The organism is Methylocystis sp. SB2, assembly GCF_049817085.1.
GTDB lineage: Bacteria > Pseudomonadota > Alphaproteobacteria > Rhizobiales > Beijerinckiaceae > Methylocystis > Methylocystis rosea.
In genome coordinates this window covers 2,368,093-2,392,562 of record NZ_CP187401.1, presented here as the reverse complement: position 1 = coordinate 2,392,562, position 24,470 = coordinate 2,368,093, and the positions used below count along the sequence as shown (strand labels likewise).

Annotated in this window: 30 protein-coding genes; 12 read left to right on the top strand and 18 right to left on the bottom strand. The window is 60.4% G+C overall.

The genetic code is table 11. The annotated features are described in order from the left end of the window. Positions 1–47: 47 nt before the first annotated feature. On the bottom strand, positions 48–527 hold the full coding sequence (locus ACPS74_RS11740; RefSeq protein WP_029649232.1) for a hypothetical protein: 480 nt from the start codon (positions 525–527) through the stop codon (positions 48–50). Between the two features lie 329 nt (positions 528–856). On the opposite strand from ACPS74_RS11740, the gene ACPS74_RS11735 reads away from it, so the two are divergent. Further along, positions 857–1,159, top strand: a complete 303-nt coding sequence (locus ACPS74_RS11735) for a hypothetical protein (RefSeq protein ID WP_029649235.1) — start codon at positions 857–859, stop codon at positions 1,157–1,159. A gap of 203 nt (positions 1,160–1,362) precedes the next feature. Then, positions 1,363–3,390, top strand: coding sequence for a thioredoxin domain-containing protein (locus ACPS74_RS11730; protein WP_029649238.1), 2,028 nt, complete (start codon positions 1,363–1,365; stop codon positions 3,388–3,390). Between the two features lie 25 nt (positions 3,391–3,415). On the opposite strand, the gene ACPS74_RS11725 is transcribed toward ACPS74_RS11730, so the two are convergent. Continuing rightward, positions 3,416–4,042: a class I SAM-dependent methyltransferase gene (locus ACPS74_RS11725; RefSeq protein WP_029649240.1), complete on the bottom strand. Its 627-nt coding sequence runs from the start codon at positions 4,040–4,042 to the stop codon at positions 3,416–3,418. A 216-nt stretch (positions 4,043–4,258) separates the two neighbouring features. On the opposite strand from ACPS74_RS11725, the gene mtnC reads away from it, so the two are divergent. From mtnC to ACPS74_RS11710, 3 genes are all read left to right on the top strand, one after another. Next, entirely contained in the window at positions 4,259–4,945 is a 687-nt protein-coding gene (gene mtnC / locus ACPS74_RS11720; protein WP_029649242.1) for an acireductone synthase, read from the top strand. Between the two features lie 62 nt (positions 4,946–5,007). Continuing rightward, positions 5,008–5,337, top strand: coding sequence for a 2Fe-2S iron-sulfur cluster-binding protein (locus tag ACPS74_RS11715; protein ID WP_029649245.1), 330 nt, complete (start codon positions 5,008–5,010; stop codon positions 5,335–5,337). 119 nt (positions 5,338–5,456) lie between these two features. Next, positions 5,457–5,711 carry a hypothetical protein gene (locus ACPS74_RS11710; RefSeq protein WP_014892083.1) on the top strand — a complete coding sequence of 85 codons (255 nt, stop codon included), beginning with the start codon at positions 5,457–5,459 and terminating at the stop codon, positions 5,709–5,711. Between the two features lie 31 nt (positions 5,712–5,742). Here ACPS74_RS11710 and ACPS74_RS11705 read toward each other — a convergent pair whose 3' ends face one another. From ACPS74_RS11705 to ACPS74_RS11695, 3 genes are all read right to left on the bottom strand, one after another. Beyond that, positions 5,743–6,393 carry a hypothetical protein gene (locus ACPS74_RS11705; protein ID WP_029649247.1) on the bottom strand — a complete coding sequence of 217 codons (651 nt, stop codon included), beginning with the start codon at positions 6,391–6,393 and terminating at the stop codon, positions 5,743–5,745. Positions 6,394–6,556: 163 nt separating this feature from the next. Then, complete coding sequence (locus tag ACPS74_RS11700) at positions 6,557–7,663, bottom strand: aminotransferase class III-fold pyridoxal phosphate-dependent enzyme (protein WP_029649249.1); 1,107 nt, start codon at positions 7,661–7,663, stop codon at positions 6,557–6,559. 55 nt (positions 7,664–7,718) lie between these two features. Further along, positions 7,719–8,189: an SRPBCC family protein gene (locus ACPS74_RS11695; RefSeq protein WP_029649252.1), complete on the bottom strand. Its 471-nt coding sequence runs from the start codon at positions 8,187–8,189 to the stop codon at positions 7,719–7,721. Between the two features lie 219 nt (positions 8,190–8,408). On the opposite strand from ACPS74_RS11695, the gene ACPS74_RS11690 reads away from it, so the two are divergent. The 3 genes from ACPS74_RS11690 (at position 8,409) to ACPS74_RS11680 (ending at position 9,758) form a co-directional block, all read left to right on the top strand. Then, complete coding sequence (locus tag ACPS74_RS11690) at positions 8,409–8,882, top strand: J domain-containing protein (RefSeq protein ID WP_029649254.1); 474 nt, start codon at positions 8,409–8,411, stop codon at positions 8,880–8,882. A gap of 313 nt (positions 8,883–9,195) precedes the next feature. Continuing rightward, positions 9,196–9,393 carry a CsbD family protein gene (locus tag ACPS74_RS11685; protein ID WP_026222698.1) on the top strand — a complete coding sequence of 66 codons (198 nt, stop codon included), beginning with the start codon at positions 9,196–9,198 and terminating at the stop codon, positions 9,391–9,393. A gap of 176 nt (positions 9,394–9,569) precedes the next feature. Continuing rightward, entirely contained in the window at positions 9,570–9,758 is a 189-nt protein-coding gene (locus ACPS74_RS11680; RefSeq protein WP_029649258.1) for a hypothetical protein, read from the top strand. 211 nt (positions 9,759–9,969) lie between these two features. Here the strand turns inward: ACPS74_RS11680 and ACPS74_RS11675 are convergent, their stop codons facing one another. The 7 genes from ACPS74_RS11675 to ACPS74_RS11645 form a co-directional block, all read right to left on the bottom strand. Further along, entirely contained in the window at positions 9,970–10,134 is a 165-nt protein-coding gene (locus ACPS74_RS11675; protein WP_162231965.1) for a NepR family anti-sigma factor, read from the bottom strand. Between the two features lie 254 nt (positions 10,135–10,388). Continuing rightward, complete coding sequence (locus tag ACPS74_RS11670; protein WP_029649262.1) at positions 10,389–11,180, bottom strand: TonB family protein; 792 nt, start codon at positions 11,178–11,180, stop codon at positions 10,389–10,391. Then, a complete protein-coding gene (gene exbD, locus ACPS74_RS11665; RefSeq protein ID WP_029649264.1) occupies positions 11,177–11,602 on the bottom strand; it encodes a TonB system transport protein ExbD in 426 nt (141 codons plus the stop codon). The genes ACPS74_RS11670 and exbD overlap by 4 nt, the downstream gene beginning before the upstream one ends. A gap of 3 nt (positions 11,603–11,605) precedes the next feature. After that, complete coding sequence (exbB, locus tag ACPS74_RS11660) at positions 11,606–12,415, bottom strand: tonB-system energizer ExbB (protein WP_051381724.1); 810 nt, start codon at positions 12,413–12,415, stop codon at positions 11,606–11,608. Further along, positions 12,412–13,095 (bottom strand): Fe2+-dependent dioxygenase, encoded by a 684-nt coding sequence (locus ACPS74_RS11655; RefSeq protein ID WP_018406725.1) that lies wholly within the window; start codon positions 13,093–13,095, stop codon positions 12,412–12,414. Before ACPS74_RS11655 ends, exbB begins: the two co-directional genes overlap by 4 nt. 5 nt (positions 13,096–13,100) lie before the next feature. Beyond that, positions 13,101–13,784: a Fe2+-dependent dioxygenase gene (locus ACPS74_RS11650; protein ID WP_029649268.1), complete on the bottom strand. Its 684-nt coding sequence runs from the start codon at positions 13,782–13,784 to the stop codon at positions 13,101–13,103. Between the two features lie 13 nt (positions 13,785–13,797). Continuing rightward, positions 13,798–16,284: a TonB-dependent receptor gene (locus tag ACPS74_RS11645; RefSeq protein ID WP_029649270.1), complete on the bottom strand. Its 2,487-nt coding sequence runs from the start codon at positions 16,282–16,284 to the stop codon at positions 13,798–13,800. Between the two features lie 514 nt (positions 16,285–16,798). Here ACPS74_RS11645 and ACPS74_RS11640 point away from each other — a divergent pair. Both ACPS74_RS11640 and ACPS74_RS11635 read left to right on the top strand, forming a co-directional pair. After that, positions 16,799–17,236, top strand: a complete 438-nt coding sequence (locus ACPS74_RS11640; RefSeq protein WP_029649272.1) for a response regulator — start codon at positions 16,799–16,801, stop codon at positions 17,234–17,236. A 43-nt stretch (positions 17,237–17,279) separates the two neighbouring features. Then, positions 17,280–17,705, top strand: coding sequence for a group III truncated hemoglobin (locus ACPS74_RS11635; protein ID WP_029649275.1), 426 nt, complete (start codon positions 17,280–17,282; stop codon positions 17,703–17,705). A 23-nt stretch (positions 17,706–17,728) separates the two neighbouring features. Here the strand turns inward: ACPS74_RS11635 and ACPS74_RS11630 are convergent, their stop codons facing one another. Next, positions 17,729–17,935: a TOBE domain-containing protein gene (locus ACPS74_RS11630; protein WP_029649276.1), complete on the bottom strand. Its 207-nt coding sequence runs from the start codon at positions 17,933–17,935 to the stop codon at positions 17,729–17,731. 626 nt (positions 17,936–18,561) lie between these two features. Here ACPS74_RS11630 and nifA point away from each other — a divergent pair. After that, the gene (nifA, locus tag ACPS74_RS11625) at positions 18,562–20,304 is read left to right on the top strand and encodes a nif-specific transcriptional activator NifA (protein ID WP_029649277.1); all 1,743 of its coding nucleotides are present in this window, start codon (positions 18,562–18,564) and stop codon (positions 20,302–20,304) included. Between the two features lie 114 nt (positions 20,305–20,418). Here the strand turns inward: nifA and ACPS74_RS11620 are convergent, their stop codons facing one another. From ACPS74_RS11620 to ACPS74_RS11605, 4 genes are all read right to left on the bottom strand, one after another. Further along, the gene (locus ACPS74_RS11620; RefSeq protein ID WP_029649278.1) at positions 20,419–20,844 is read right to left on the bottom strand and encodes a hypothetical protein; all 426 of its coding nucleotides are present in this window, start codon (positions 20,842–20,844) and stop codon (positions 20,419–20,421) included. A 106-nt stretch (positions 20,845–20,950) separates the two neighbouring features. Continuing rightward, positions 20,951–21,220: an usg protein gene (locus tag ACPS74_RS11615; RefSeq protein WP_018406715.1), complete on the bottom strand. Its 270-nt coding sequence runs from the start codon at positions 21,218–21,220 to the stop codon at positions 20,951–20,953. A gap of 259 nt (positions 21,221–21,479) precedes the next feature. Next, complete coding sequence (pqqA, locus tag ACPS74_RS11610) at positions 21,480–21,557, bottom strand: pyrroloquinoline quinone precursor peptide PqqA (protein WP_083481327.1); 78 nt, start codon at positions 21,555–21,557, stop codon at positions 21,480–21,482. A gap of 157 nt (positions 21,558–21,714) precedes the next feature. Then, on the bottom strand, positions 21,715–23,103 hold the full coding sequence (locus ACPS74_RS11605; protein ID WP_193392181.1) for a histidine kinase: 1,389 nt from the start codon (positions 23,101–23,103) through the stop codon (positions 21,715–21,717). Between the two features lie 109 nt (positions 23,104–23,212). Between ACPS74_RS11605 and ACPS74_RS11600 the strand changes: the two genes are divergently transcribed. After that, entirely contained in the window at positions 23,213–23,845 is a 633-nt protein-coding gene (locus tag ACPS74_RS11600; RefSeq protein ID WP_018406713.1) for a response regulator transcription factor, read from the top strand. A 116-nt stretch (positions 23,846–23,961) separates the two neighbouring features. Here ACPS74_RS11600 and ACPS74_RS11595 read toward each other — a convergent pair whose 3' ends face one another. Continuing rightward, on the bottom strand, positions 23,962–24,468 hold the full coding sequence (locus ACPS74_RS11595; protein ID WP_029649281.1) for a hypothetical protein: 507 nt from the start codon (positions 24,466–24,468) through the stop codon (positions 23,962–23,964). Positions 24,469–24,470: the final 2 nt, after the last annotated feature.

The window sequence follows — 24,470 nt, the reverse complement described above, 5'->3', positions numbered from 1 at the left end:
CGCGGAGTTTTGTTGAGGTTACGACATGGCCGTGTCACGCGCATCGATCACACGCTGCCCTGCGCCAATTCCTCGATCACCTTCCAGCCGACGCTGCCCTGCGGATCGGCGCGGGAGAGGATATCGAGATATTCCTTTGCGGTTTCGTTGCGACCGCGCTTCAATTCGATGAAGCTTAGCGCCTTCAGCGTATAGAGGGCGAAGCGCGCCGGCCCGTCATGCGCCTCGGCCTTCGCCGGCCAAGCCATAGGATCGCTTGGCCAACCCGCCTGACGCGTGGCCTCCTTCATGCCTTGCGCGGCGACGTCAGCGGCGTAGTCGAGACTTCCCATGTAGGTGTGGATTTTGTAGAGGCAGTAATAGGGCGCCAGCTCCTGCGGCGTCAGCGCCAAGGCCTGCTTGAACAGGCTGTCGGCCTTCTCACGGTCAGTCCGATAGGCGACGACGCCCTGCTGCAGCAGTTCGTTGGTCTTTGGATCGAGTTCGCCGAAGTTCACGACGTCTGCGTCGGCGCGCGAAGTGTTCATGGCCCGCTCAAAGCAATCGCTGAGCCAATATCGGAACGTCGTGGACGTCATTCGCAAAACGCCTCGCGCGATTTTCGCGCGCGATCGAGACGGCTGAGTAGCAGACGGAGATGACGCTCGACGAGGATGGGGCCAGCATGGCGCTTTTCCGATCTCCCAAGCGCCTCTTGCCTCCTTCAAAAGCAATTCAGTGCATGTTCGTACAAAACCAAGGTCCACGACGCACAAATGGCACGCAGTTTGCGTGCGCGCCGGGCACGCGGGAGCCGCCGAACGCCAAGAGGCGCGCAATCGCGGACACAACCAAGCAAATGAAAAAAGGGCCAGGAATGATACGCGAATTCCGCTACAAGGGGGAAACCTTCCGGGTGAACGCGCATGGCTCTCCCGGCCACGAGGAAGTGTTTATTATCCATTTGGTCGACGACGAGGAGATGGGTGAAATCTCGATCGACCGCATGACCGAGGAAAACGACAGAGACGCGCCGATCGACGCCATTTGCATCATGCTCTGCGACAAGCTGATCGCCGAACAGGACATCGCCTGCGCCGAACCCGACGGGGCTTTCGTCTGGGTGGAAGGCAAGCGCATCCGCGACGTGCTCCCGAGCAACGAAGCCGCCTCGCATTAACCACCGCGCGGCGCCAGCGAGTCACCAAGGCGGAACCAAGCGCCGCGCGCGACTCTCTCTCCTAGGAAATCTTCCCAACCGCCGCTCTGGCTCGTTGCGGCCGACGATATTTCTCGCCTGCGGCGCATCGGCGAAATCCGCCAGCAGCGAATGGCGCTTGACGTCCGGCAGCCGTATGTAATCCGCACAGGGAGGACGGCTCCATGAGCGTCGAGAGCAATCGGCTCGGTCAAGAGACCAGCCCCTATTTGTTACAGCACCAGCACAATCCGGTGCATTGGCAGGCTTGGTCCGCGGACATGCTCGCACTCGCCAAGCAGACGGGCAAACCGATATTGCTCTCGTCTGGCTACGCCGCCTGTCATTGGTGCCATGTGATGGCCCATGAATCATTCGAGGACCCCGAAATCGCGGCGTTGATGAACGAGTTTTTCATCAATGTGAAGGTGGATCGCGAAGAGCGGCCGGACGTCGACTATCTGTATCAACAAGCTTTGATGATGATGGGTCAGCGCGGCGGTTGGCCTTTGACAATGTTTCTGACGCCGGAGGGCCAGCCCTTCTGGGGCGGCACATATTTCCCCCCTTCTGCGCAGGGCGGAAGACCCGGATTCCCCGAGCTTCTAAAAACCATCGCGGAACTTTGGCGCACGCGCGCCAATGCGATCGAACATAATGTCGCCGAGCTCAGCGCAGGACTGGCCAGCCTGTCCGAAACGACTCCCGGAAAGCCGATCTCGCCTGACCTCGTCGAGAGCATTTGCGCCCAATTGGAGCAAAGGCTCGACCACGTTGACGGCGGCTTCGGGGCGGCGCCAAAATTCCCGCAGGCGACCAGCCTCGATTTTCTCTGGAGGGCCTGGAAGCGAACGGGTCGCGACTCATTGCGGCACGCCGTCGTTTTGACGCTCGATCATATTTCGCAGGGCGGCGTCTACGACCATTTGGGCGGCGGCTTTGCGCGCTACTCTACCGACAATCGATGGCTGGTGCCGCATTTTGAAAAGATGCTCTATGACAACGCGCAGCTGATCGAACTGCTGACGGAGGTCTGGCAAGACGAACGTCGCGAACTGTATCGCCTGCGCGTGACAGAGACGATCGAGTGGATGACGCGCGAGATGCGCGCGCCAGGCGGCGGGTTCGCCAGCAGTCTCGACGCCGACAGCGAAGGCGAAGAAGGCAAGTTCTACAGTTGGAGCGAAGCAGAAATAGGGGAAGCTCTGGGCGCGCGCGCGCCGTTCTTCGAACGCGCCTATGGCGTCAGCCGCGAAGGCAACTGGGAACACGGCAAGTCCGTCCTCAACCGTCTGGGCTCAATCGAGCTGCTGGATGAGGAGACCGAGGCGGCGCTGGCGCGAGACCGCGCCGCCTTGCGCTCGGTGCGCGAACGCCGCGTCAGGCCAGGATGCGACGATAAGGTCTTAGCCGACTGGAATGGATTGACGATCGCCGCCATCGCGAAGGCGGCATGCGTGTTTGAACGTGGAGACTGGCTCGATATCGCCATCGAAGCCTTCGATTTCGTCAAGAGCGCGATGACGACGGACGATGGTCGTCTGCTCCATTCCTGGCGATGCGGGCGCCCACGTCATATGGCCGTCCTCGACGACTACGGCGCAATGTGCCGAGCGGCGCTGGCGCTCTACGAAGCCACCGGCGCGCCGTCCTATCTCGAATGCGCGCGACGCTGGGTCGAGCATGTGGAGCTTCATTATCGCGATCGAAGTGGCGGCTATTTCTATGCCGCCGATGACGCCGATACGCTGATTGCGCGCGTGAAAATCGCCGAAGACTCCGCCCTTCCCTCCGGCAATGGCATGATGCTGCAGGTGCTGGCGCAGCTCTATTATCTGACCGGCGAGAGCGTCTACCGCGAACGCGCCGAGGCGATCGCGAAGGACTTGGCCGGGACAATTCGCGAGCGTGTTCTTGGTTTTTCGTCTTTGTTGAACGGCATGGAAATGCTGCGAGAGGCCTTGCAGATTGTCGTGATTGGCGAAACGGACGCCGCGGATACGGCGGCGCTGAAGCGCGTGATCTACGGCGTCAGTCGGCCCGGTCGAGTTTTGAGCGTCATCGCGCCGGGCACCGCGCTGCCTCGCGCGCATCCGGCTTTCGGCAAAACCTTGCTGGGCGACCGCGCCACGGCCTATGTCTGCCGGGGAATGGTCTGCTCGCTGCCGATCGTCGAGCCCGACGCGCTTGCGGCGGCTCTGCGCGAGATGTGACGCGCGTGCCGCATCCCGGCTTCGCCTAGTCGCGCCGCCATACGCTCGCCAGCCAGGGCTGTTCGCCCGGTGGCGCCCCGCTGGGCCTGTAATAGCGCTCGACCTCGATGAAGCCCGCCGCCGACCCGAACGCTCGCCAGCTTTCGGGGGCGTGAAACACGCCATAGCGTCCATTGCTCCATCCTTCCTGATCCGCGCCATGCGGAATGGAGCTGAACAGGACACCTCCGGGCTTCAGAGCGGCGTGAAGCGCGCGCAGGACGCGTGGCGCTTCGCTGCGCGGCACATGAAACAGCGACGCATTGGCGAAGACTCCGTCAAAGCGGCGTTCAGGCAAATCGAGCGCGAGAAAATCCTGCAGCCACACCTCGCAACCGCTGTGGATGCGCGCCATTTCGACGAAGCGCGGCGCTCCATCAAGCCCGATCGCGACATGGCCACGCTCGGCGAGCGCCTTCAAATCGCGTCCCGGCCCGCAACCGAAATCGAGCAAGGTGAAAGGAGGCTCGCCGCGAATGTGGCTGAGCATCGCCGCAATATTTTGTGTGACGTCGTGGCTGCGCGTTCCCTCCCAGAACGACTCGGCGCGCTGATTGTAATGTTGCAGCGTGCCGCCCGTGACCGCTTTCAACTCGTCCGCGCTTGCAGCCATTGTGGGCCTCCGAACAATCGTCTCGCTATCGCCGACCCGCGAACACGTCGCGCTGCCTACCCGTCGATGTGGCGCAGGGAGCGACACGATCGCCTTGGAGCCTCGCGCGGGAGGACACGGCACATATGATGCTTGCCAGAGCGCAAATTTGAGAACGGCTGAAGCATAGGCGGTCCGTGGCGCGATTGAAACGATTCGACACCAAACGGATCCGCGATGAGTGAACCGGTGCGCGCCGTGCTGATCGAGCTCGAAGGCGCCGCGGTTCCGACAGCTTTCGCGACCGGGACTCTCATGCCGCTCGCGCAGGCGCGGCTTGGCGCCTTCATCGCGGAATATGCTTCGGACCCGGATGTGGAAGACGCCTTGGAGGAAACGGGGCGTCTCCTTGGCGGATTCGACTTGAAGCTCGAGGAAGCCGAAGCGCTGTTGCTGCGCTGGATGAAGCAGAATCGCAAGGCGACCCCGCTGAAGACGATCCAGGGCCTGATCTGGCGCGAGAGTTTTGAGGCAGGCGCGATCAAAAGCGAGCTATATCCCGACGTTGCGGAATCGCTGGGATCATGGGCCGCATCGGGCCGTCGTCTGTTTGTTTACTCGTCGAATTCGAGATTGGCGCAGCAACTCTTGCTGAGCCACAGCGCCTCGGGCGATCTCACAGGCCTGTTCGAGGAGTTCTTCGACACATCCATCGGTCAGAAAATCGAACCCGCCTCCTACCGCGCGATCTGTGAGCGTCTCGATTTGCCTTCCGAGGCGGTGCTGGCGCTGTCGGGCGATGGGGAGGAATTGGACGCCGCCCAGTCAGCGGGCCTTGCGACGACGCTCATCGCACGCGAGGGTCCTGCGGACAGTCGCCATGCGGTTTGCCCCGATTTTGCGTCGTTGAATTTGCGATCGTGACGCGCTCCGGGCTGCTCCGGCAAAGGAAAAAATCGCTGAAGACTTCAGGCGGCTGGAGATAAATGGCCAAGTTCACTCTTGAAACCAGAGACGGCGCCATACAGGAAATCACCGGCAAGAATGGCGTCTCGCTGATGAAATTGATCCGGCGCGCCGGCGTCGAAGAGCTGGTCGCCCAATGCGGCGGCAGTTGCGCCTGTGCGACGTGCCATGTCTATCTCACCTTGCCTCGGGGGATTGAAATGGCCGACGCCGGACCGGGAGAAAACCGGATGCTTGCGACAGCCAGCCATCGCAAACTCAATTCGCGTCTCGCCTGTCAAATCAGGTTCGATGCCACGTTTGACGGGATGGCGATTCGCATCGCACCGGAGGATGCGACCGGCTTTTAATTCCCCCACACGGTTTCGAACGTCGATGGTTGCAACGAACGTTCCCGCGCAAACTTCTATATGGTCTGGAACTTGCTCGCTCGTCATGCACGCAGCGCCAAGATGCAGGGTGAGCATCCATGCCGATGAAGGAAGAAAGCGTTCTGCCCGGGAAGTGCTATCGAACGAAGGGCGGCGAAATCAACTCCGAAAAATACACGGTGATCAGCATCACCCGTGGGATCGTCACTTATCAAAGCTGGACGTCCGACCCCAATCGCCTGTCTCTGCGCACGAACACCGGCCTGAAGGCCTTCGCCGAAGTGCTGTTCAAGGAAATCCCCTGCCCGAACAGAGATCCAGGCCAAAAGATCGAATATTTCGATCCCTCGTAGAAATACATTCTCTCCTATGGGGTCAGTCGCCTCAATCCCGTATCTCGCTTTGAATTGAAAAGATATCGTAGGGAGCATCGTTGTCCGAATTGGCGTAGCCCAATGGCGCCGCGTCGACGCTTCCGCCTGATGCGCCGGATCGGCGACTGATCCGGCCGATGTCGCCCCCATAAACATGGAAGATGATGGAGGTTCGATCATCCAGCGCGTTGCGAAGCTCGAAGCCCTCCCCGCTCCCGGACGAGCAGGCTTCAACAGCGCGCGCCGGCAATAGACGGGAAACGCCGGCCTGCGCGTTGTTCGTCGCAGAAGCATCGAGTTGCTGGCGGTTGATTGCGCCGCGCAACACGCCCGCAATCTCCCAAACGGAAGGCTGAGAGATCGTCACGCAGGCGCCGCCCGGCAAAATTGTGCTCACGACCGAAAAGCGGTCCAGCACGTCGTGATAAATCTGAAATTGCTGGCCTCCGGCGGGATTTGGGATGGCGAAGACCGTTGGCAGCCAATCGTCCGTCGTGAAGAGCCGGGCCATGAGATCGCGGCCGATCAGCAAAATCTCCCGCTCGCTTTCGGCGAGTTCGACCATGGACTGAATGTCCCAGATGAACCGCCGCAGCGCGGGCGGAACTGGGTCTCGCTCGACGACCCGAAATTTGGCGTCGTCTGTATGCGTCGCGATCATGATGTTGAACTTGTCTTCCCGCCGATCGTGAAGAGACTTTTCTGCCGCGCTGGCATGGTCAGCGGGTTTCAATGCCAGGCCATTTGAAAAGCAACCGTCGCGCCACGCGATCGTTCAATGCGTCATCGAACGTCCGCCCAGCGGTAGCAAACGACTCGCACGCTCATCGTTCCTCCTGCGCGCAAATCATATCGATGATGGAGACCACCGCATCGATGTCGCTTTCCTCGACTGTGAGCGGAGGAAATAAACCCAGAACCGACCCCATCGCGCGCGTGAGGAGCCCGTGCGTAGCCAGCTTCGCGCGCATGGGCTCCGCGTCTCCGGGGAGCGTTAGCACCTGCATCAGGCCAAGGCCATCCATCGCCGTAAAAGCTGCACGACGCCGATAAAGCAAGGCGGACAGCTGGTCTTCGAGATACCAGCTTCGGTTCTGCACGCGGTCCTGAAAGCCTGGCGTCGAGAGAGCGTCGATTATGGCGTGCCCGGCCAAAAGCGCGGCTCCGTCAGCGAGCGTCGAGCCGCCGAGCGCCCCTCGGGCCAGTCTTTGCGTAACGACGAGCGCAGGCAGCGGCGGGGCGTCTGCAGGCGAATGACTGGCGATCATCAGGTCCGGGGTGACGCCTGTCCATTCGTGCGCCCAAAGCATGCCTGAGCGGCCGAAGCCGCAAAAACTTTCGTCGAAAGCGAGTATGAGCCCATATTCGTCTGCGGTCTCGCGCAGTCTGGCGAGGACGCTTCCTGAGACGACCTCAAAACCGGCTTGCGTCCTAACCGGCGCGATCAGAATTCCCGCGGTCGTCACGTCGACTTCCGCTTGCACGGCGGCGTGATCGTCGGTTCGGAGAACGACGATCTCGTCATCGCCTTCAAGGCCAGGCGGAAGGCCGGCCGTTGCATCAGAAGGCCCGACGCAGACAATGAACCGTCGGCGCTTGGGGCGACCGACGAGGCGATGGTAGCGCCGAACCATTTCGACGGCGGAACGCCAGGCGTCGGACTCGGAGGGAAGCAAAAACACGCGGTCGCCAAAAGAAACGGGCGAAATCTTCGCGCATAAAGCATCCGAGAGCGCCGCGGCTTCCGCCGCTGATTGCGGCGAACCTATCGGCGCATTCGTGCGGAGCGTTGATCCTGCGTGATTTTCCGGAAAGAAGAGCGATGCGCCGGAAAAGTCGAGCGGCGCGGCCGCGACGCATGTGTCGTCGTCGACGGCGGGTGTGATGGGCGCGTTAGGCTCGCTCGTCGAATCTGAGAATGTGGCTGACATGTTGCTCTGAGCTCGCCTGGTCGCCGCTCCGATGAGCTTGGGCAAGCGCGGCGCTTCAGGCGCCGTGTTCGATGAGGTCAGGCAGTCTTTTGGCAAGAGAGTTCAACACGCTCTGCGAGCCTTTGAGCATGACGTCGTAGACCGCGTCCGCCGTAGGGGCAGCGTCGATCCCGTCCTGGACAAAGACAAAATGCGTGCCGCCATCCGGCAACTGCGAGATCGTCCACGTAACTGTCGTGTCGATGTATCGGCCAAAACCCTTCAGCTCGTCATCACCGCCCGACCAGCTGAAACGCAACATACGGCCGGGCTCCACAGCGAGAACCTGGCACTTGAACTCGCCGTCCCAACGCTCGATCGGGCGGCTCCAGATCGTGAACTTGTGGCCGGCAACCGGCTCAATGTCATTTGGAAAGAACCAAACGGCGAGCCATTCGGAATCTGTCATCGCGCGCCAAACGGCCTCGATCGGATGTTCGAGGTCCTTCTCCGTCGTGAGACTGCGTGTCTGTGTAGCGTCAAGCACCGAGTCTTGCTCCCGTTCGCAAATCACAAGCAAGGGTCAAGCCAAGGGACGTGGACGCGGAAGTCGACATCCTGCGATTTGATGATTCTAAGCGCGCTCCCGCAGTTCGGCTTCTCGCCGCCTCTGGCTCTGAACATGCATGGCTCTCGGTACAGCTCTCGTGAACGCTTTTGTACAAAAAGGCGAAGCGCGGGGTCGGGTCACGCATGAGCGCTCCGGATGGCGGACAAAGAGGAATGGGTCGTCTGGAACGGCTCGATGGGAATATTGGATATGGCGACCATCGGCGATATCCAGCATGACGAGACCGGCAGGAAGGCGTCTCTGGCGCCGCCCTATGGCGTCGTGGGGCCCTTCAGTCTTGACGAACTTGAAACGCTGGGCCGGATCGCCTTTGGCGAATGTCTGGTTATGTCGCGCCAGCGATGGCAAGAGGATCAGCTCGATTTGCGTCTCGAGGCGCGAGAAAAGCGCCGCAGGTTATTGTTTCAGGTAAATCTCGACGACGACCATGAACTTCGCGAAATTTTAGGGCTGCCCTTCGAGGGCCTGCTCAATCTGTCCGAGATCAACGCCGCCTTCCGTCAGTTGGCCAAGACCGCGCATCCCGATGCAGGCGGCAGCGACGAACAATACCGTCGCATCGTCGAGGCGCGTGACGCGCTGCTCAAGCGCCTCACGATGACGGGATGACGCAATTTTGAGAATCGCCTTTGGCGAGGATGCGGCTGCGACCTTGAAATCGTGCGTGGCGCCGCTTTTGATTCCGCGCGCGTGGGCGAGATTTTTTAGTATAGCGCAGGCACAGGCCGGAATTCTCAAGCTTGGCGAGCGAGAAGCGATCGCTACAGACATGGGCTAGACTGTTAATTTTATAGCGGGAGCGCAAGTCGACAGGGAACATCTAGGCCGGTGAAAAGTTCTAATGCTCGTGAAAGCTAGGCCCGGGCTCGGCTTTCCAAAGGCATCGCCGCGACTGCGGCCGCCTTCTGACCAGGAGGAATTCATGAACTGGGACATGATCGAAGGCAACTGGAAGAAGTTCACCGGAAACGTGAAGGAGCAGTGGGGCAAGCTCACCGACGATGACATTACGCGCATCAACGGGAACCGCGAGCAGCTCGAAGGCATGATCCAGGAGCGCTACGGCGTCGCCAAGGACAAGGCCAAGGAGCAGGTCGACAGCTGGATGTCGCGCCACTAACTCCAACCCTTCATTGCAAGACGCCGGCGAGAACCTTCGCCGGCGTTTTCATTTTGAAATGCGGTCAACCCGCGCGCGATCAATGTTCGCGAAATTGCGTCCAGCATTTAGAGCGCCGGAACATCTGGCTTGGCCCCGAGGTTTTATAGACGCTCTCTCAAGACGAAGGTCTGTCGATGAAGAAAACTGCTCGCCCGTTCACCGTCGAATATCGACCGAAACGCGGCAAATCGCACGCTTCCCGTGGCGCCGGCGCGTTCCGCTTTTCGGATCGATCAGCCGAACGTATGCCCGCGCGCAAGCACATGCGCGATGAACTCTCCGCTTGGCAGTCGCTGTTCAAGCAGGAGGCGCGTTCGCCATGACAGCCGCGTCTTCGAAGCTCGCTCTTAGACAGGGCAAGAGAGCGCTGCTTCGGCGCTCTATAAGCGAGGCGCTCGGAAAGCGCTTCTCGCTTTTATATCTCGACTTGATCATGAGGCCGGTGCCAGCGGACATCAAGGGTCTCCTGATCAAATTGGACTTCGCGGATCGTCCAAAAAAGACGCGCTGAGATTCGAGAAATCTCTCTGCGGGTCACTCGACCGCGCTTACCTGGCTAAGCTCTTCGAGAAGGGCCAGCATGTCGACAGGCAGCGGCTCCGAAGCAATATCGGAAAATTGGCTCCTAAGCTGCTCACCGAGCCGCTTCACGCACGGCTCCACATCAACCGCATCGCGTATGTATCGATTTCCTCTCATGGTCGTCTCTGTCAGTCTCGCTCGGTTTTCATGTGGCGGCATGAGCAGCTCTCCACACGGGGAATGAAGCGCCGATTCGAAAATCTGTTCCGACCATGCTCCAAATATTTTAAGGAATAGAAAAGCTTAGCCGCAAATAAGCGCTGTGGAGAACCCCAAACCAACCTTCACAAGGTTCAGTCGCAGCTGGATTTTCTTAGCGGCGGGTCGGAAGCCTCCGGCTCTCGAACCGCCGCCGTTCGATCTAGCCGCAGCTATTTCTTGCCAATGCGAAATTGCACGGGCACTTCGAAGGTCAGCCCCTCGTCTGCGATCACCGGCGGCGGCGGCGGTACGGGGTCGGCTCGCTTCATCATCGCGAGCGCAGCGTCGTCGAAGAGTGGATGTCCCGCAGAACGTTTGATGCTGTAGCTGACGACATGGCCGCGCCTGTCGAGCGTGAACGAAACGCTCGCTTCGGCGGATCGACGACCGGCGGCGCCCGGATAGCGCTTGTGTCGGTTGAGATGCGAAAGCAAAGCCTTTTGCCACGTGAGCTTCACGGCGTTGGCGACGGCGTCAGCCCCTTGAACAGGCGCCACGGGCCTGTCGGATTGCCGGTCGGCGTCGGACTTGGGCGGCGCAGTCGCCTCGGAGGCGGCAGACTCGGCCGAGACGACCGGCTGCGCCTGATGTTTCTTCTCCTCCTCGATCGGCTTCTCCGGCCGAACGTTGTGCGTGAACTCGGCGTCTTCCGACTCGGCGTGGGTGATCCGCTCTTCGTTCGTCTCCTTCGCCTCTGATGCGGCGACGGAAGGCGCAGCGGCGGCCGCTTCGTCGGAGAGCGGTCCAGGCGGCAGATCCGCGGCCTCGGCGTCTCGCGGCGCGGCGGGTTCGAGAGACAATTCAATCGCTGGAGCGCCGGACGCGTTCTCGTCGAGTTCGCCCCGTAAGGTCACCAGCGCGGCGACGGCGCCGCCGACGTGCAGAAATAGGGCGAGGGCGACTGCGGCGCCCCAAAGCTTGCCGTTCGACTGCGGCTTCTGGAGAGCGGCGGCGGCGCTCATTGCGGAGCCTGCTCCTTGCCGCCGGCGTCGAGCGCGACGAGCGCCACGCGCAGATAACCGCCAGCGCGCAGACGCTCCAGGATCGCCATCATCTCGCCATAGGGCACGCTGGTGTCGGCGCGCAAATAGATGCGTTTCGACTTGTCGCTCAGAAGCCCGTCGAGAGCAGAGACGAGATCGTTGCGTTTGACGGGCGTCTCGCCCAGGGCGAGCGCGAGATCGCCCTGAATCGTCACGTAAATCGGTTTGTCAGGTTTTTCATGCGGCGCGGCGTTGGAAGCCGGAAGATCCACCGGAAGATCGACAGTGGCGAGGGGGGCCGCCACCATGAAGATGATGAGCAGCACGAGCATCACGTCGATAAACGGCGTGACGTTGATTTCGTGCGTTTCCTGAAGATCGCTTTTGAGATGAACGGCCATGATCTACTCCGCCGCATGAATCTTGTTTGTGGAGGCTTGTCCGGCGCGATCGAGGTCGCGCGAGACGATGCGAAGCAACTCGCCGGCGAGATTAGAAACGAGCTCGAGATAGGACGTCGCCTGGCGCGCAAGATGATTGTAGATGAGCACCGCTGGGATGGCGGCGAAGAGGCCGATCGCCGTCGCGAGCAGCGCTTCGGCGATGCCGGGCGCGACGACGGCCAGATTGGTCGTCTGCGCTTTGGAAATGCCGATGAAGCTGTTCATGATGCCCCAGACGGTGCCGAACAGTCCGATGAAGGGGCCCGTCGATCCGACGGAAGCGAGCAGTCCGGTGCCCCGCTTGATCGAAAGCGCTTCGGCGCGTTCGATTTCGGCGAAGCACGCTGCAATGCGCTCCTTCACGCCCGGAGCCGCAAGAATATCGGACGAAAGCTTCATTTCCCGCGTCGCTTCGCCAAGCAGCGCCTGCGTCAAACGGTCGCCGCCGCCAAGCGCCAGCCGCGCCTCAGAGAGGCCGCGCGCCTCGGAGAGGCGTCGTATCGCCGTCGTCACGCGCTCGCGCGCCCGTTTCAATTCGATCGTTTTGGCGATGAGGATCGTCCATGTCGCGACGGACGCCAACAACAAGCCGATCATCACGATCTTCACGACGATGTCGGCGTTGACGAACATCGTCCACACAGAAAGATCATGAGGTTTAGTGGCCGCTATCGCTGCGTCGAGCGCTGGCGACCCTGGTGCGGCTGCGACGCTCTGCGCAGCGAGAAGCGCGATGATTGAGATCACGAGAAACTGCAAAGAACGTTTCATGCTTCAGCCCATGTTCGGATCAGATTGTGATAAACGCCCGACATTTTGACGCAGGCAGGATCGCCGGCGCCCAGCCGAGTCGTCAGGGATTGGATGGCCTGGTCAAGATCGAAGAGCAAAGCGCGCGCCACATTGTCGCGAATCATGCTCTGCATCCAAAAAAACGAGGCGATGCGCTCACCACGCGTGACGCCTTTGACAAGATGGAGACTCGTTGAAGGATAAAGCACGAGATCGCCTGCCGGAAGTTTCACTTCCTGCTGTCCGACCCGATCCTCAATCACTAATTCACCGCCATCGTACTCGTCCGCCTCCGAGAGGAACAGCGTGCAAGAAAGATCCGTGCGAATGCGAATCGGCGTTCCGGGAATGCCGCGGATCGCATTATCGACGTGCAATCCGAAGTCGTGCCCAACGCCATAGCGATTGAAGAGCGGCGGAAAAATCTTGTGCGGCAACGCCGCCGAGACGAACATCGACGACTGCGCAAGCGCCTCGAGCACATGTTCGCCAAGTTCGCGTGCGACGTCGCCGGCTTGCGGCAGTTGAAGATTGTTCTTCACCAGAGAGGACTGCGAACCAGCGGTGGCTCGGCCATCCTCCCACGCCGCGCGGTCCATGGCCGCGCGAAAAAAGGCCACCTGCTGCTTGGAAAGAACTTCGGGTATGCAAATAAGCATCAGCGCTATGCTTCTCCCCAGTAGCGGATGAGATTGTGGTACACGGTCACCAGCTTGCGCAGATCCGGATCGTCCGCGCCCACGCGGGGCGCGAGCTCCTGTATCGATTCGTCGAGATCGCAAACGAGGCTGCGCGCCTCGTCGGCGCGGATCATGCTTTGCAGCCACAAAAATGAGGCGATACGTAGGCCGCTGGTGACAGGCGTCACCATATGCAGACTGCCGGCCGAATAAAGAATGAGGTCGCCCGCCGGCGGCTTGAAGCGCCTTGAACCATAGATGTCTTCAACGATCAGTTCGCCGCCCTCATATTCGTCGGGATCAGAAAGAAGCACAGTTGCGGCGAGGTCAACGCGGATACGCGCGCCGGTCAGGGCGTCGCCGCGTATCGCATTGTCGACATGCGGATCGAAGTGGTCGCCGACGCCGTAGCGGTTGAACAACGGCGGGTAGATGCGCAGCGGGACAGCCGTTGAAACGAAAGCGGCATTGGCGAGCAGCGACGAGAGCAGCCGCTTGCCGAGCGCGCGCGAGATTTCCGAGTCAGGCGGGAGTTGCTCGTTGCGCTTCGCTTCGCCGGCGTTCGCCCCGGCGGTGGAGGCGCCGTCCTCCCACGCCGCCTGCGCCATCGCCTCGCGAAGGACGTTGACCTGCTTCCTATCAAGAGCGCCTTGTATGTGAGCAAGCATTCGAAGCGCTCCCTTAGAACAAAATGCTCGTTTCGAGATAGACCGAGCGGCCGGGCGACATCTGCGCGAAGGGCGTCGCCGTCTGATAGAAGGCGTCATAGATTGTGCGGTCGAAGAGATTGTTGACCGAGAACTTCATCGTGATGTTTTGGCCGATCTTCGCCTCAGCAAAAACATCGAAGCGCCAGTACGAAGGCAGAATTGTAGGCACGTTCAGGAAGGGATTGGCGGCCGTCGGCGCCGGCAAGCCAAACGCGTTGATTACCGTGGCGCCGTTGGCGACGATATTGTTGCCGCCATAGATCTTGGAGCGATAGATGGCTTGGCCGCCGAATTCGAGCGCATTCGGAGCGAGGCCGATCAGGTCGCCGAATTTGTACTTCGAGAGCAGGCTGAAGGACTCATGCGCGATATTGGCGAGTTGAAGACCGATATTCGTGCGCGCGAAGGAGCTGGTCACCCGCGAGTCCATCAGCACGATGCCGCCAAGGACCATCCACTTATCCGTAATGTTGCCGGCAACCTCGAGATCGACGCCCTGGACGTAATAGGACGCGTCGCCCGTGGTGGTGCCGGAGTTCACTTCTCTCGCGCCGCTCACATCCGTCTTGAAGAAGGCGGCTGTCGCGAGCAGGTGTCTGTCGAACAGCTCCCATTTCAGGCCGACCTCCGCCGCCTTGTTGAGTTGGGGAGCAAAGATTTGTGACGCCGTCGTCAAGCCGCCGTAGTTCGCCGCGCCGCCGTCAAGCTCGGCTCCGACGGGCGTCGCCGAGGTGGCGTAGGCGGCGTAGGCGCTGACGTTCGGCAGCGGCTTGAAAACGACGCCGGCGTTCCAGTTGAACAGGCCAGAATGGCTCTTAGCGAAAGTCGAAAGAGTCTCCGTGCGGTTCGTGATGTTGTAATCGTCAAAGCGCGCGCCGCCGTTCACGATCACGACATCTTGATAGTTCGCAGTTTCGATCAGATAGCCTGATTTCGTGTCGACGGCGATCCGCGTGGGATTGGTATTGCGGTAAGGCGTGTTGAGGAACGGCAGGTAGGTGCACGGAAGATAGAGGTTACACGTAACGTTGTTGCCGGTCGGTATTCCGTTCAACTCGGAAGCGAGGCCCTGATAATTGGTGCGTGTTACGCCTTCGCGGGCGAATTCCACGCCGGCGACGAGCGCGTGTTTGACGGGGCCGGTTTCGACTTTAAGCGTCGCCTCCGTCTGGTTGTCGAGCGTATTCACCACCTGGTAGCGGCTTTGCGCGCCGATTCTGACCGTCGAGGCGAAAAGATCGGCGCTCCCCGCCAGCGATCCGATATAGTCTAGAACCGAGCGGCTCTGCCGGAACCGATTGTCGAATACGAGATTGTCGTTGTAGCGATAGTGGGCCGTGAAGGTGCCGAAATTCTGCATCGCAACTTGGAAATCGCGATCGAGGAAGCCATACCAGTTGCTGCGAGGCGTAACGCCTTCGGGGAACGGCCGGTTCCAAACCCGGTTGTACGGCACGCCGAAGTCCGGCAAGCCGTTTTGATAGACATGCGTGTATTGAGCGGTCAGCGTCAGGTCCTCGATCGGCTTGAACACCACCGAGCCGGCGACGCCGTCGCGATAGTCGGTGACAAAGCTGCGGCCCGCGACATTCGAGTCATGATAAAGCGCATTGACGCGCACCGCGAGGATCGGGCTGATCACTTTGTTGACGTCAGCCGTCACCCGCTTCATGTGGTCGGAAAAGCCGCCAATCGCTTTGAGTTCGACGAAATCGCGATCGGTCGCTTGTTTCGTGACGATGTTGATCGCGCCGCCCGCGGTGCCACGACCGGCGAAAGTCGATCCCGGTCCGCGCAGAATTTCGACCTGCTCGGTATAGAAGTTCTCGCGAATGCTGACGCCAGGATCGCGCACGCCGTCGACGAAGATGTCGTTGCGAACGTCGAAGCCGCGAATGAAGAAGCGATCGCCGAACGCGTTGCCGCCTTCGCCCGTCCCTAGCGTCACGCCTGCCGTGCTGCGACCAATTTCACGCAGCGTGAAGGCGTTCTTGTCGTCGAGCACTTCCTTGGTTAGCACCGTGATCGTGCGCGGCGTGTTGAGCACCGGCTCGGTGAATTTCGGCGAAGACAGGCGATCGACCTTATAGGGCGCAACCGGGTCGGCGTAAGGATTGGCGTTGGGCGCCGTAGCGAAGATCGGAAGGCCTCCGCTGCCTGCGCCTTGGCCGCCGGCGCTTGAAGCGCCCGGCGCGCCGCGCCGCTGCCCCGAGGCCTGATTGGCGGCTGCATGACGCGCCGGATGCGGCTGAGCGGCGGCGATGGGCTTGGGTTTCGCCGGCGCCGCCGCGCGCGGCTTCTCTTGCGGCGCGTCGACTTTAACGGGCGGCAGCCTCGTCGAAGCGGATTGCGCCAGAGCCGAAGCGCTGACGCTCGATGCAAGCGCCGCAGCAACGCTCAGCGCCTTCACCGACGTCAGGTCTCCTGCACGAGTCCGCGGAAGCGACTGAGTCAACATTCGGAGAGAAATTGGAGTTTTTACGTCGCTCATGGGGAACCGCCAGGGAGGGTTGTGCGTTGTCTACTTTCGCCTCGTGCGAAGAAGTTGATTAAAGCTAAATTTGGCGGCGGCCACGGTCAACTGATAAACTGTTGAATGGAAGTATTGTAATCTGTATAGTTTCAGACACATACAACAATTTTTTTGACAATTGTTACCTTTCGGCCACATCTCTAGTTTGGAACCGCTTTAATTCTAAACTACGCGGCAGTAAATTTCCGGAGAAATATCGATCTTGATCCGGCGCATCGTCGCGCGCTGTAGAGTTGCGGCGGAAGAGTTCGGCGTTTGGCTGAGCCTGCGGCTGGTGCCCCCGCCCCCGAAGTTCGGCGCCGCCGCTGTGCTTCTGTCACGGATGCGCCGACCAAATCCTGTCGAAAGCCATCAGTCGCAGCGCTGCTCACGCTGCGGTATCTAGCGCGGCACGCGACTTGCTTTGACATTCGTGAGTCAATCACCGCGCGAGGCTGCCATGCAGATCAGCGTAAAGGTGGCGAAAGCCATCGAACGCAGGCGCGTTTTTGTCGTGGACGACAATGAAAGCTTTCGCGCGGCGATCGAGTTCATGCTCCATGACGAATATGAGGCGCATGAACTTGCGAGCGCGTCCGAAACGCTCGCAAAAGCGGAGCAACTAAGGCCGGATTTACTGGTGCTTGCGGAAGGCGTCATCCGCGTCAACGGGCTGGATCTCATTCAGGAGTTTCTGGCGCGGGTTCCCGAAACCAAAATCATCGTCATCGTTGATCAGATATCGAGCGGATTCGGCCAGGAGTGCGTCGCTGAGGGCGCGCACGGCTTTTTGGCGAAGCCGCTGCAAATTGGACTGCTGCGCGATAAGGTCGACGCGCTGCTGAGCGCCAGGAAAAAGTCCGGCACGACCCCGCGGGCCGTTCTGAACCTGCGCTAGCGCCGGAACAGCCGCCAATCGACTAATATGCAGGGAGGTCGCCATGGAGCCCGCCATTCCGCCGATCGAGGACGGCGCCGAACGCGACAGGTTAGAGATCGCAATCGACGATTGCGTGCGTCGCTTCTACGCCAAGGGCGCCGAAGATCCGCTGTTGGGTCCTATTTTTATGGCGATTGACGGTCTCGACCGGCATATGGGGATCGTCGCGAATTTCTGGTCCAGGACTTTGCTCGGCACGGAGCGCTATCAGGGTCAGCCCTTCGCCGCGCATATCAATTTACCGATTGAGCCTCAGCATTTTACGCGCTGGCTCGAACTCTTTAGCGAAAGCGCCAATGAAGCCCTGCCAAAGACGCAGGCCGAGCAGGCGATCGCCAAGGCCGCCCACATGACGCAATGTTTCCAGTCGGGGCTGTTTCCCTTCGTCGACGCCGATGGAAAGCCGTCGCGCGTTCCGGCGCAATAGCGTCCATCGGCCGCCCACGAGCGTTAGTCGACCGCGATCATCACATCCGACGACTTGATGACCGCGTTGACTTTGGACCCTTCGCGCAGGCCAAGCTCATCGACGGATTCGTTGGTGATTGAAGCTGTGACGGTCAATCCGTTGACGTCGATCGTCACATGCGCCGTGGTTGCGCCCTTCTGGATGTGCTTGACCGTCCCGGGAAGGCTGTTACGCGCGGAAATCTTCATGCCGTCGGCTCCTAAGAAAAGTGGTTATCGCTATGGCCTCCCCTCGACGGCGCCCGACGTCGCGACGGCTGCGGCATAATAGTCAGCCGCTCGAGCCGGGTTTCCTTCGATGAAATGGGACTGCACGATCGCGTCTATATCATCGGCGGCGCGCGTCGCATACCAAACGACTTCTGCATAAACGACCAATAACTATCCAGTCTGTTACAAATCTAGGCAGTAGCGCTATGACGCCCTTCACGTCAGAAAGCATTAAGCGACAGAAGCCTCATGGCGGCGAAATGCCGCATAAGGCATGAACGCGCCTGTAAATCAGCTATCGACTCGTTACGATGCGCGTGACGCTAAGCGCATCGCAATTCTTCGCGCCGGAGTCGGCAAGGCGACATCCATGTCGGTTGCGGCGAGAGCACGGTTTGGATGGAGCCGGTCGCCGATCAATCGGGCGGCGGCGCCGGAGGAGACGGCAGAAGGCGCAAGAGTTGATCAAGCATGCGCGCCAACGCCGATGTCGAGGCCATTGCAGACCGTTGTTTTTGTGATGCTAAGAGCAAAAAAGGCGGCGTGGCACGATGCTTGCGTCAAAACCAGTGAAAACACCCACGCATGTCGTGAGGCTAAATAGTATGGGTTTGCAGCTGGCAGGCGGCGCATGCGCGCCGAAGGCGCGCGAATTCGATGTGAGAGACACCGCTCTCGTCGGCATCTACGAAATATCGAAGCTCCTGGCGTCGCCAAACCGTCTGGAAACCACGCTTGCGGGCGTGCTTGCGCTGCTTTCGAGCTTTCTTGATATGCGACATGGCTTGGTCGCGCTGCTCGATGCAGCGGGAGGGCCCGAGGTTGTGGTTGGATCGGGCTGGAGCGAAGATTCCGCCAAGCGTTTCTTCGACCGGCTTCCCGAACGCGCCGTGGGGCAGATCGTCGCGACGAAAATGCCGCTCGTCGTCGAGAACGTCGCAGCCTCGCCGCTCTTCCAGGGCTCCGACTTTTCCGAATGGGGACCGACCGACGGCCGGCCGTTCTCGCTAATCGGCGTCCCGATCAAGGAGGGCGACGCCGTCGTCGGCACGCTGACAGTCGATCGCGTCTATGACGATCGTTCAGTGACGCTGTTCGACCATGACGTGCGCTTCCTGACGATGATCGCCAACCTCGTCGGCCAGACCCTTCGACTGCACAAGCTTATCGCACGCGACCGCGAACGTTTGATGCAGGAAAAGGCCTGGCTCGAAAAAGGCGACCGCCTTCCGCAGATCGAAACAAAGAACAGCGGCATCAATGGCGTTGTCGGCAGCAGCCCGGCGCTGCGCGCGGTGATCGATAAGATTCGCGTCGTCGCCAAGGCCAAGTCCACCGTCCTTCTGCGCGGCGAATCGGGCACCGGCAAGGAGCTGTTTGCCGCGGCGATACACAATCTCTCGCCGCGCCGCTCAAAGCCCTTCATCAAGCTGAATTGCGCGGCTCTCCCCGAGAGCGTGCTGGAATCGGAGCTCTTCGGCCATGAGCGCGGCGCGTTCACCGGCGCGGTGAACATGCGCAAGGGCCGTTTCGAACTGGCCGACGGCGGCACATTGTTTCTGGACGAGATCGGCGAAATCACGCCGGCGTTTCAGGCAAAGCTGCTGCGCGTTTTACAGGAAGGCGAATTCGAACGGGTGGGCGGCACGCGCACGCAGAAGGTCGACGTTCGACTCGTGTGCGCGACGAACAAAAATCTCGAAGAGGCGGTCAAGCGCAACGAATTTCGCGCCGATTTATACTACCGCATCAGCGTCGTGCCCATCTTCGTGCCGCCGCTGCGCGACCGGAAGGGCGATCTCGAACCTCTCGCCAATGAATTTCTGCGTCGCTTCAATGCGGAGCAAGGCGGACGGCTGAGCTTTTCAGAATCGGCTATGCACGTGCTCACCGCCTGCGCCTTTCCGGGCAACATCCGAGAGCTGGAAAACTGCGTGTTTCGGACAGCGACTTTGGCGCAAGGGAATGTCATCACCGACAAGGATTTCTCCTGCCGCAACGACGGCTGTCTCTCTGCGGTGCTTTGGAGCGGCTCATTGGAGCGTTCGGCGCCTCCTCCACCCGTCGCGAGCTTGCCGGCCCTAACGCCGCCGCGCGAGCGTCAGCCTGCGCCGCCGCCGGCGACGACGAGTGAGCGCCCGAACGCCGACCCTTCGCCCGAGACCTGCCCCGGCGCCGAAAACTGCACCGCCGTGGAGCGTGACGGCCCTTCCGATCGCGAACGTTTGGTGGACGCCATGGAGCGCGCGGGCTGGGTCAAGGCGAAAGCGGCCCGGCTGCTTGGTCTAACCCCGCGTCAGATTGGCTACGCGCTGCAAAAACATGGCGTCGAGGTCAAGAAGTTCTGAGTTCCTCCGCGCTGGCGAAGAGCTCTGCGATTTGCCGACCCGCGGCATTCGTGGCGTGACGTCGGCGTCTTCCCCAGCGCGCGCCGAGCGCCGAAGCCGGCGCGACCACTCTTCTTAGCAGTCGCCCGCATCAATTGAGACGTCGGCGATCACCTCGCCCTTATTGTCCTTCAGCGAATATCGGATGATGGCGCCGCTCGTGCGATGATTCGGCATCGTCAGACACACGCGCTCCTGCAGCTGGGTCCTCAATGCGGCAAGCTTCTTTGCGTTGCCGATCAGAGTTCGCGCTGTTTCATCGTCGACGATCGTATAGCTGTAATTGAACGCGTTGCCCGGACCCGCCGTCGCCTTGTCGAGACGAACGCCCTCGCTGACCATCTCTGGCAGCGTCGCGTTCACCTCTGCCGCTTCTCGCTCCAAAGCCAGCGAGAGAGGCTCCGGCGGCTCATCGATATTAAGGCTTTCCCGATATTGTCTCGCGAGAAGGAAAGCCGTCGCTACGATGACGATCAGCGCGGCTGCTTCCCAGACTCCCATCCATGACTTCGTATCGCCCTCGTCCCTCACGGCAGCCCTCGATCCAGCCCGCATCAATTTTGTCTCGGCGAAGCGCGTTGCGCAAGGTGGCGGTCATAGGAGTTTTTCAGTGCAGCTTGAATTCCTTATCAAGTAGCTTCAACTCAGCCGGTTTGATGAGGTTCGAATGCGCGACGGTGACCGAATGCAGCGGGCCATCGAGGCTGCGCATCCAGAAATCGAGAAATTTGCGCAGCTCCGGAAACTCGGGATGAAGATCATATTCCTGCCAGATGTAGGATTGGATGATCTTCGGATAATCCGGGAGACGATAAAGAATATTCGCCGTCGTCAGGCCGTAGCCTTGAAGCTGCAAACGGAAGCCGCTGGACGCCATGGCATGCTCCTCGACGATCTGATTCCTTTCAGATTAGGAGCAAACCCTCGGAGCGCAAGCGTCATGAAAGGCAAAGGCCTGAAAAAACAATGTGCTATCAGCAGTCGTGAGTGAGTGCCAAAAATGCGCTCCTCAACGACGGCGCAGCTTAGAAAAATTCTGCGCACGGAAAGCGCGCAAAACAGCAGCGCCGTCGCAAGCGACGGCGCCAGCTCATGCTTACTCGGTTGGCCAGCCGCGGCCGGCCGCGACGGGCTGATCAGATCTCAGCCGATTCGTAGCTGGTGATTTCCATACCGACGCAGATTTCGACGATGATCGGTTGCGACCAGACCATGGCGTTGCTCCTCTGTTTTTTATAGTCCGCCCGACACGACGGCTCCGGTGGAGAATAGTGAAGGGCGCATATCGTTACACCTTCAAAATTTCGCCATCCACGCTTCCAAAATTTCCCGCTCCGGACAGGGGTCGGAAGAATAACCTCCTTGTCTCAGTCATTCGACATCGTCCAGCAGCGGAAGCGACACCGTGATCCGCGTGCCGCCGGACTCCCGCCTTTCGATCCGCTGCGCGCCGCCAAGCGCGCGCACACGCTCGTTCATGCCAAGCAGACCCATGCCCGGAGCAAAGCCATCTGAAACGCCGACGCCATTGTCCTCGATCGTGATCTTCAATTGCGGCGGCGATTCTGCGTCGAGCTCCGAGAAGTTTGCTGACGCGTCCAAGCCAAATTCCAGCGTGACCTCGCCCTTATCCGCGCCAGAGTGGCGGAAGATATTGGTTACGCCCTCCTGCACCACACGGTAGGCCGTCAACGCGGTCTCCTCGTCGAGGGACGAGAGATCGTGGCGCGCGACGAGCCGCAGATCCACCTCGGGATGGGTGAGCGCCCATGAGGCGAAGAGCGCCTTCAGCGCTGGTTCCAGACCAAGTTCCTCGAGGCCTTTCGGCCGCAGCCGTCCGAGCAGACCTCTGAACAACGATTGAAGCGACTCGCTCGCCTTGTCGATCGTTACGCTCATCTGTCTCAGTCGGCCCAGATCGGGAGCGGGATGCGAGAGAAGCTCCTGTAGCGTCGCCGACGTGGCGCGTATGGAAAAGAGACATGGTCCGGCTTCATCGTGCAGATCGCGCGCGATATCCTTGCGCTCGCCTTCCTGCACCTGAAAAAGCCTATCGACGAGATCGCGATTCTCCTGCTTGACGCGATCAAGCGTCGCCCCGAGCGAATTCAGGGCGGCGGCGATCGATCGGAATTCCGTCGCGCCGCTGACTGACAGGCGCACGCCGCTCCTGCCAGCCTCCAATTGCGCCAGGCCGAACTTCAGCGCATCGAAAGGCGCAAGCGAGGAGCGCAGGAACAGGAGCACGAGCGTCAGGAAGATGATCGTGACGGCGAGGCTGATCGCCGCAAGCCAAAGCATGTCGGACCAGATCTCTTCGAGTTCGTCGAAGGGGTTCGAAATCACCACAATATTGCTGTAGGCGCGCCCGCCGACCATCACGGGAATCGTCAACACGCGCGGCGAGGCGCCAACGAGCTTCACAAACCATTCGGGCACGTCCTGACCAGAATGGCGGATTTTCTCCAGCCAGTCGCGCGGCGCAGTCTCGTTAGCGGCGAGGATCTCAACATCAGCATGGCGAAGGTTCCCCAGCGACGCGTAGAGACGCCGCAATGCGGGAAGCGGATCTTCGTTTTCGGGAAGATTTGCAATCGTTGCTAAGACAAATTCCCGCATCAATCTGAGATTGCTTCCCGCTTCCGCGCGCACGCGCGGGCCGGCGTGAAGAAGCTGGATTGCAAGATTGATCAGCAAGGTCGCGATGAGCACGACGCCGATCAATCCGCCCAGCCTGGCTTTAAGCGAAACCCCGCGCATGATGAACGCCCTCGTCTCCATGCTTAACCGTTGACGTCCATTTACAGTCGATTGACAAGACTAGCGGTTTTCACAACATAGGTTCAGGCTCTCAAACAAGCGAAAAAGGATGCGCATTCTCATCGTCGACGACCACCCCATGGTGATCGAGGGCTGCCGCGGCATGCTTTCGGGACAAAAAGACATCGAAGTGCTCGAGGCGCATGACGCCAATGAAGCGCTTGACTCTTACGCGTCCGCAGCGCCCGACGTCGTGGTGCTCGACATTAATCTACCCGGCGTCTCCGGCTTCGAACTGCTGCGCCGCATCTTGAAGCGGGACGCGAACGCTCAAATCATCGTTTTCACCATGAACGACGATCCGGTATTTGCGGCGCGGGCGATCGAGGGCGGGGCGCGCGGCTATGTTGCGAAGAACGAGGACCCACGCGTCTTTATCAAGGCGATCCGCGCCGTCGCGGCGGGCGAGCGCTATCTGTCGAACACTCTCGCGCTCAAGCTCGCGTTCGCCGACCAGAGCCGCGCGAGCAACCCCCTCGACGCGCTGAACGGCCGGGAAATCGAAATCCTGCGCAATCTCGCCGACGGCAAGGATATGACGGAAATCGCGCATATTCTTAAGGTCTCCTACAAGACCGTCGCGAACAATTGCATTCTGCTGAAGCGCAAGCTCGGCGCGCGTTCGAAAGCGGATCTTCTGCGTATCGCCGTCGAAAACAAGGTTGCAATGAAACTTGCATAAAGCAGGTTCTGAAAAAAGTTGACAGACTTTTTCGATGAGAACCTGCCTCAACATTTTGATGTTGAGCGTTTCCCGATCACATGATTCCATGTGATCGGGAAGCGCTTTTGGCGCCGCTATCTGAATTGCTTCTGCGTTCGATAACGGGCGGCGAGCATCCGCAGCGCCTCCTCCCGTTCAACTCCGCGGTGGCGCAGATTGTAATAGTGCTGGCAAACCTCGCCATAGGTCTGCTTTTGGCCGGCGATCGCGGCGACTTCTACAAGCGAGTTGATCAGCTGCGCGAAGTCCTCGGCATGGCCGTCGGCCGCGAGCATCTGCCCGACCTGAGCGGTGCGATTCGCGAGCATGCGGTCGGATTCGAGGAAATGCGGCTGCGCCGAGAGCAGAGCCGCGCGTATGCGCTCTACCGCAGGTTCACGCATGCCGACGCCCCCGCCGGCTTCGCGTTGCGCGAGCCAGAGCGCAGGTTCAGTGCGATCGGTGGCGCGCAACCAGACGTCAGCGTCCTTAAGGGCTCCCGACTCGATCAGATCATCCTGCTCGGCGGCGCGCCGCTCTTCGCCGCATGAGGCGAAGAGCGCGCAGACGCCTGCAAGAATGATCGCTTCGCGAAAGCGCATCG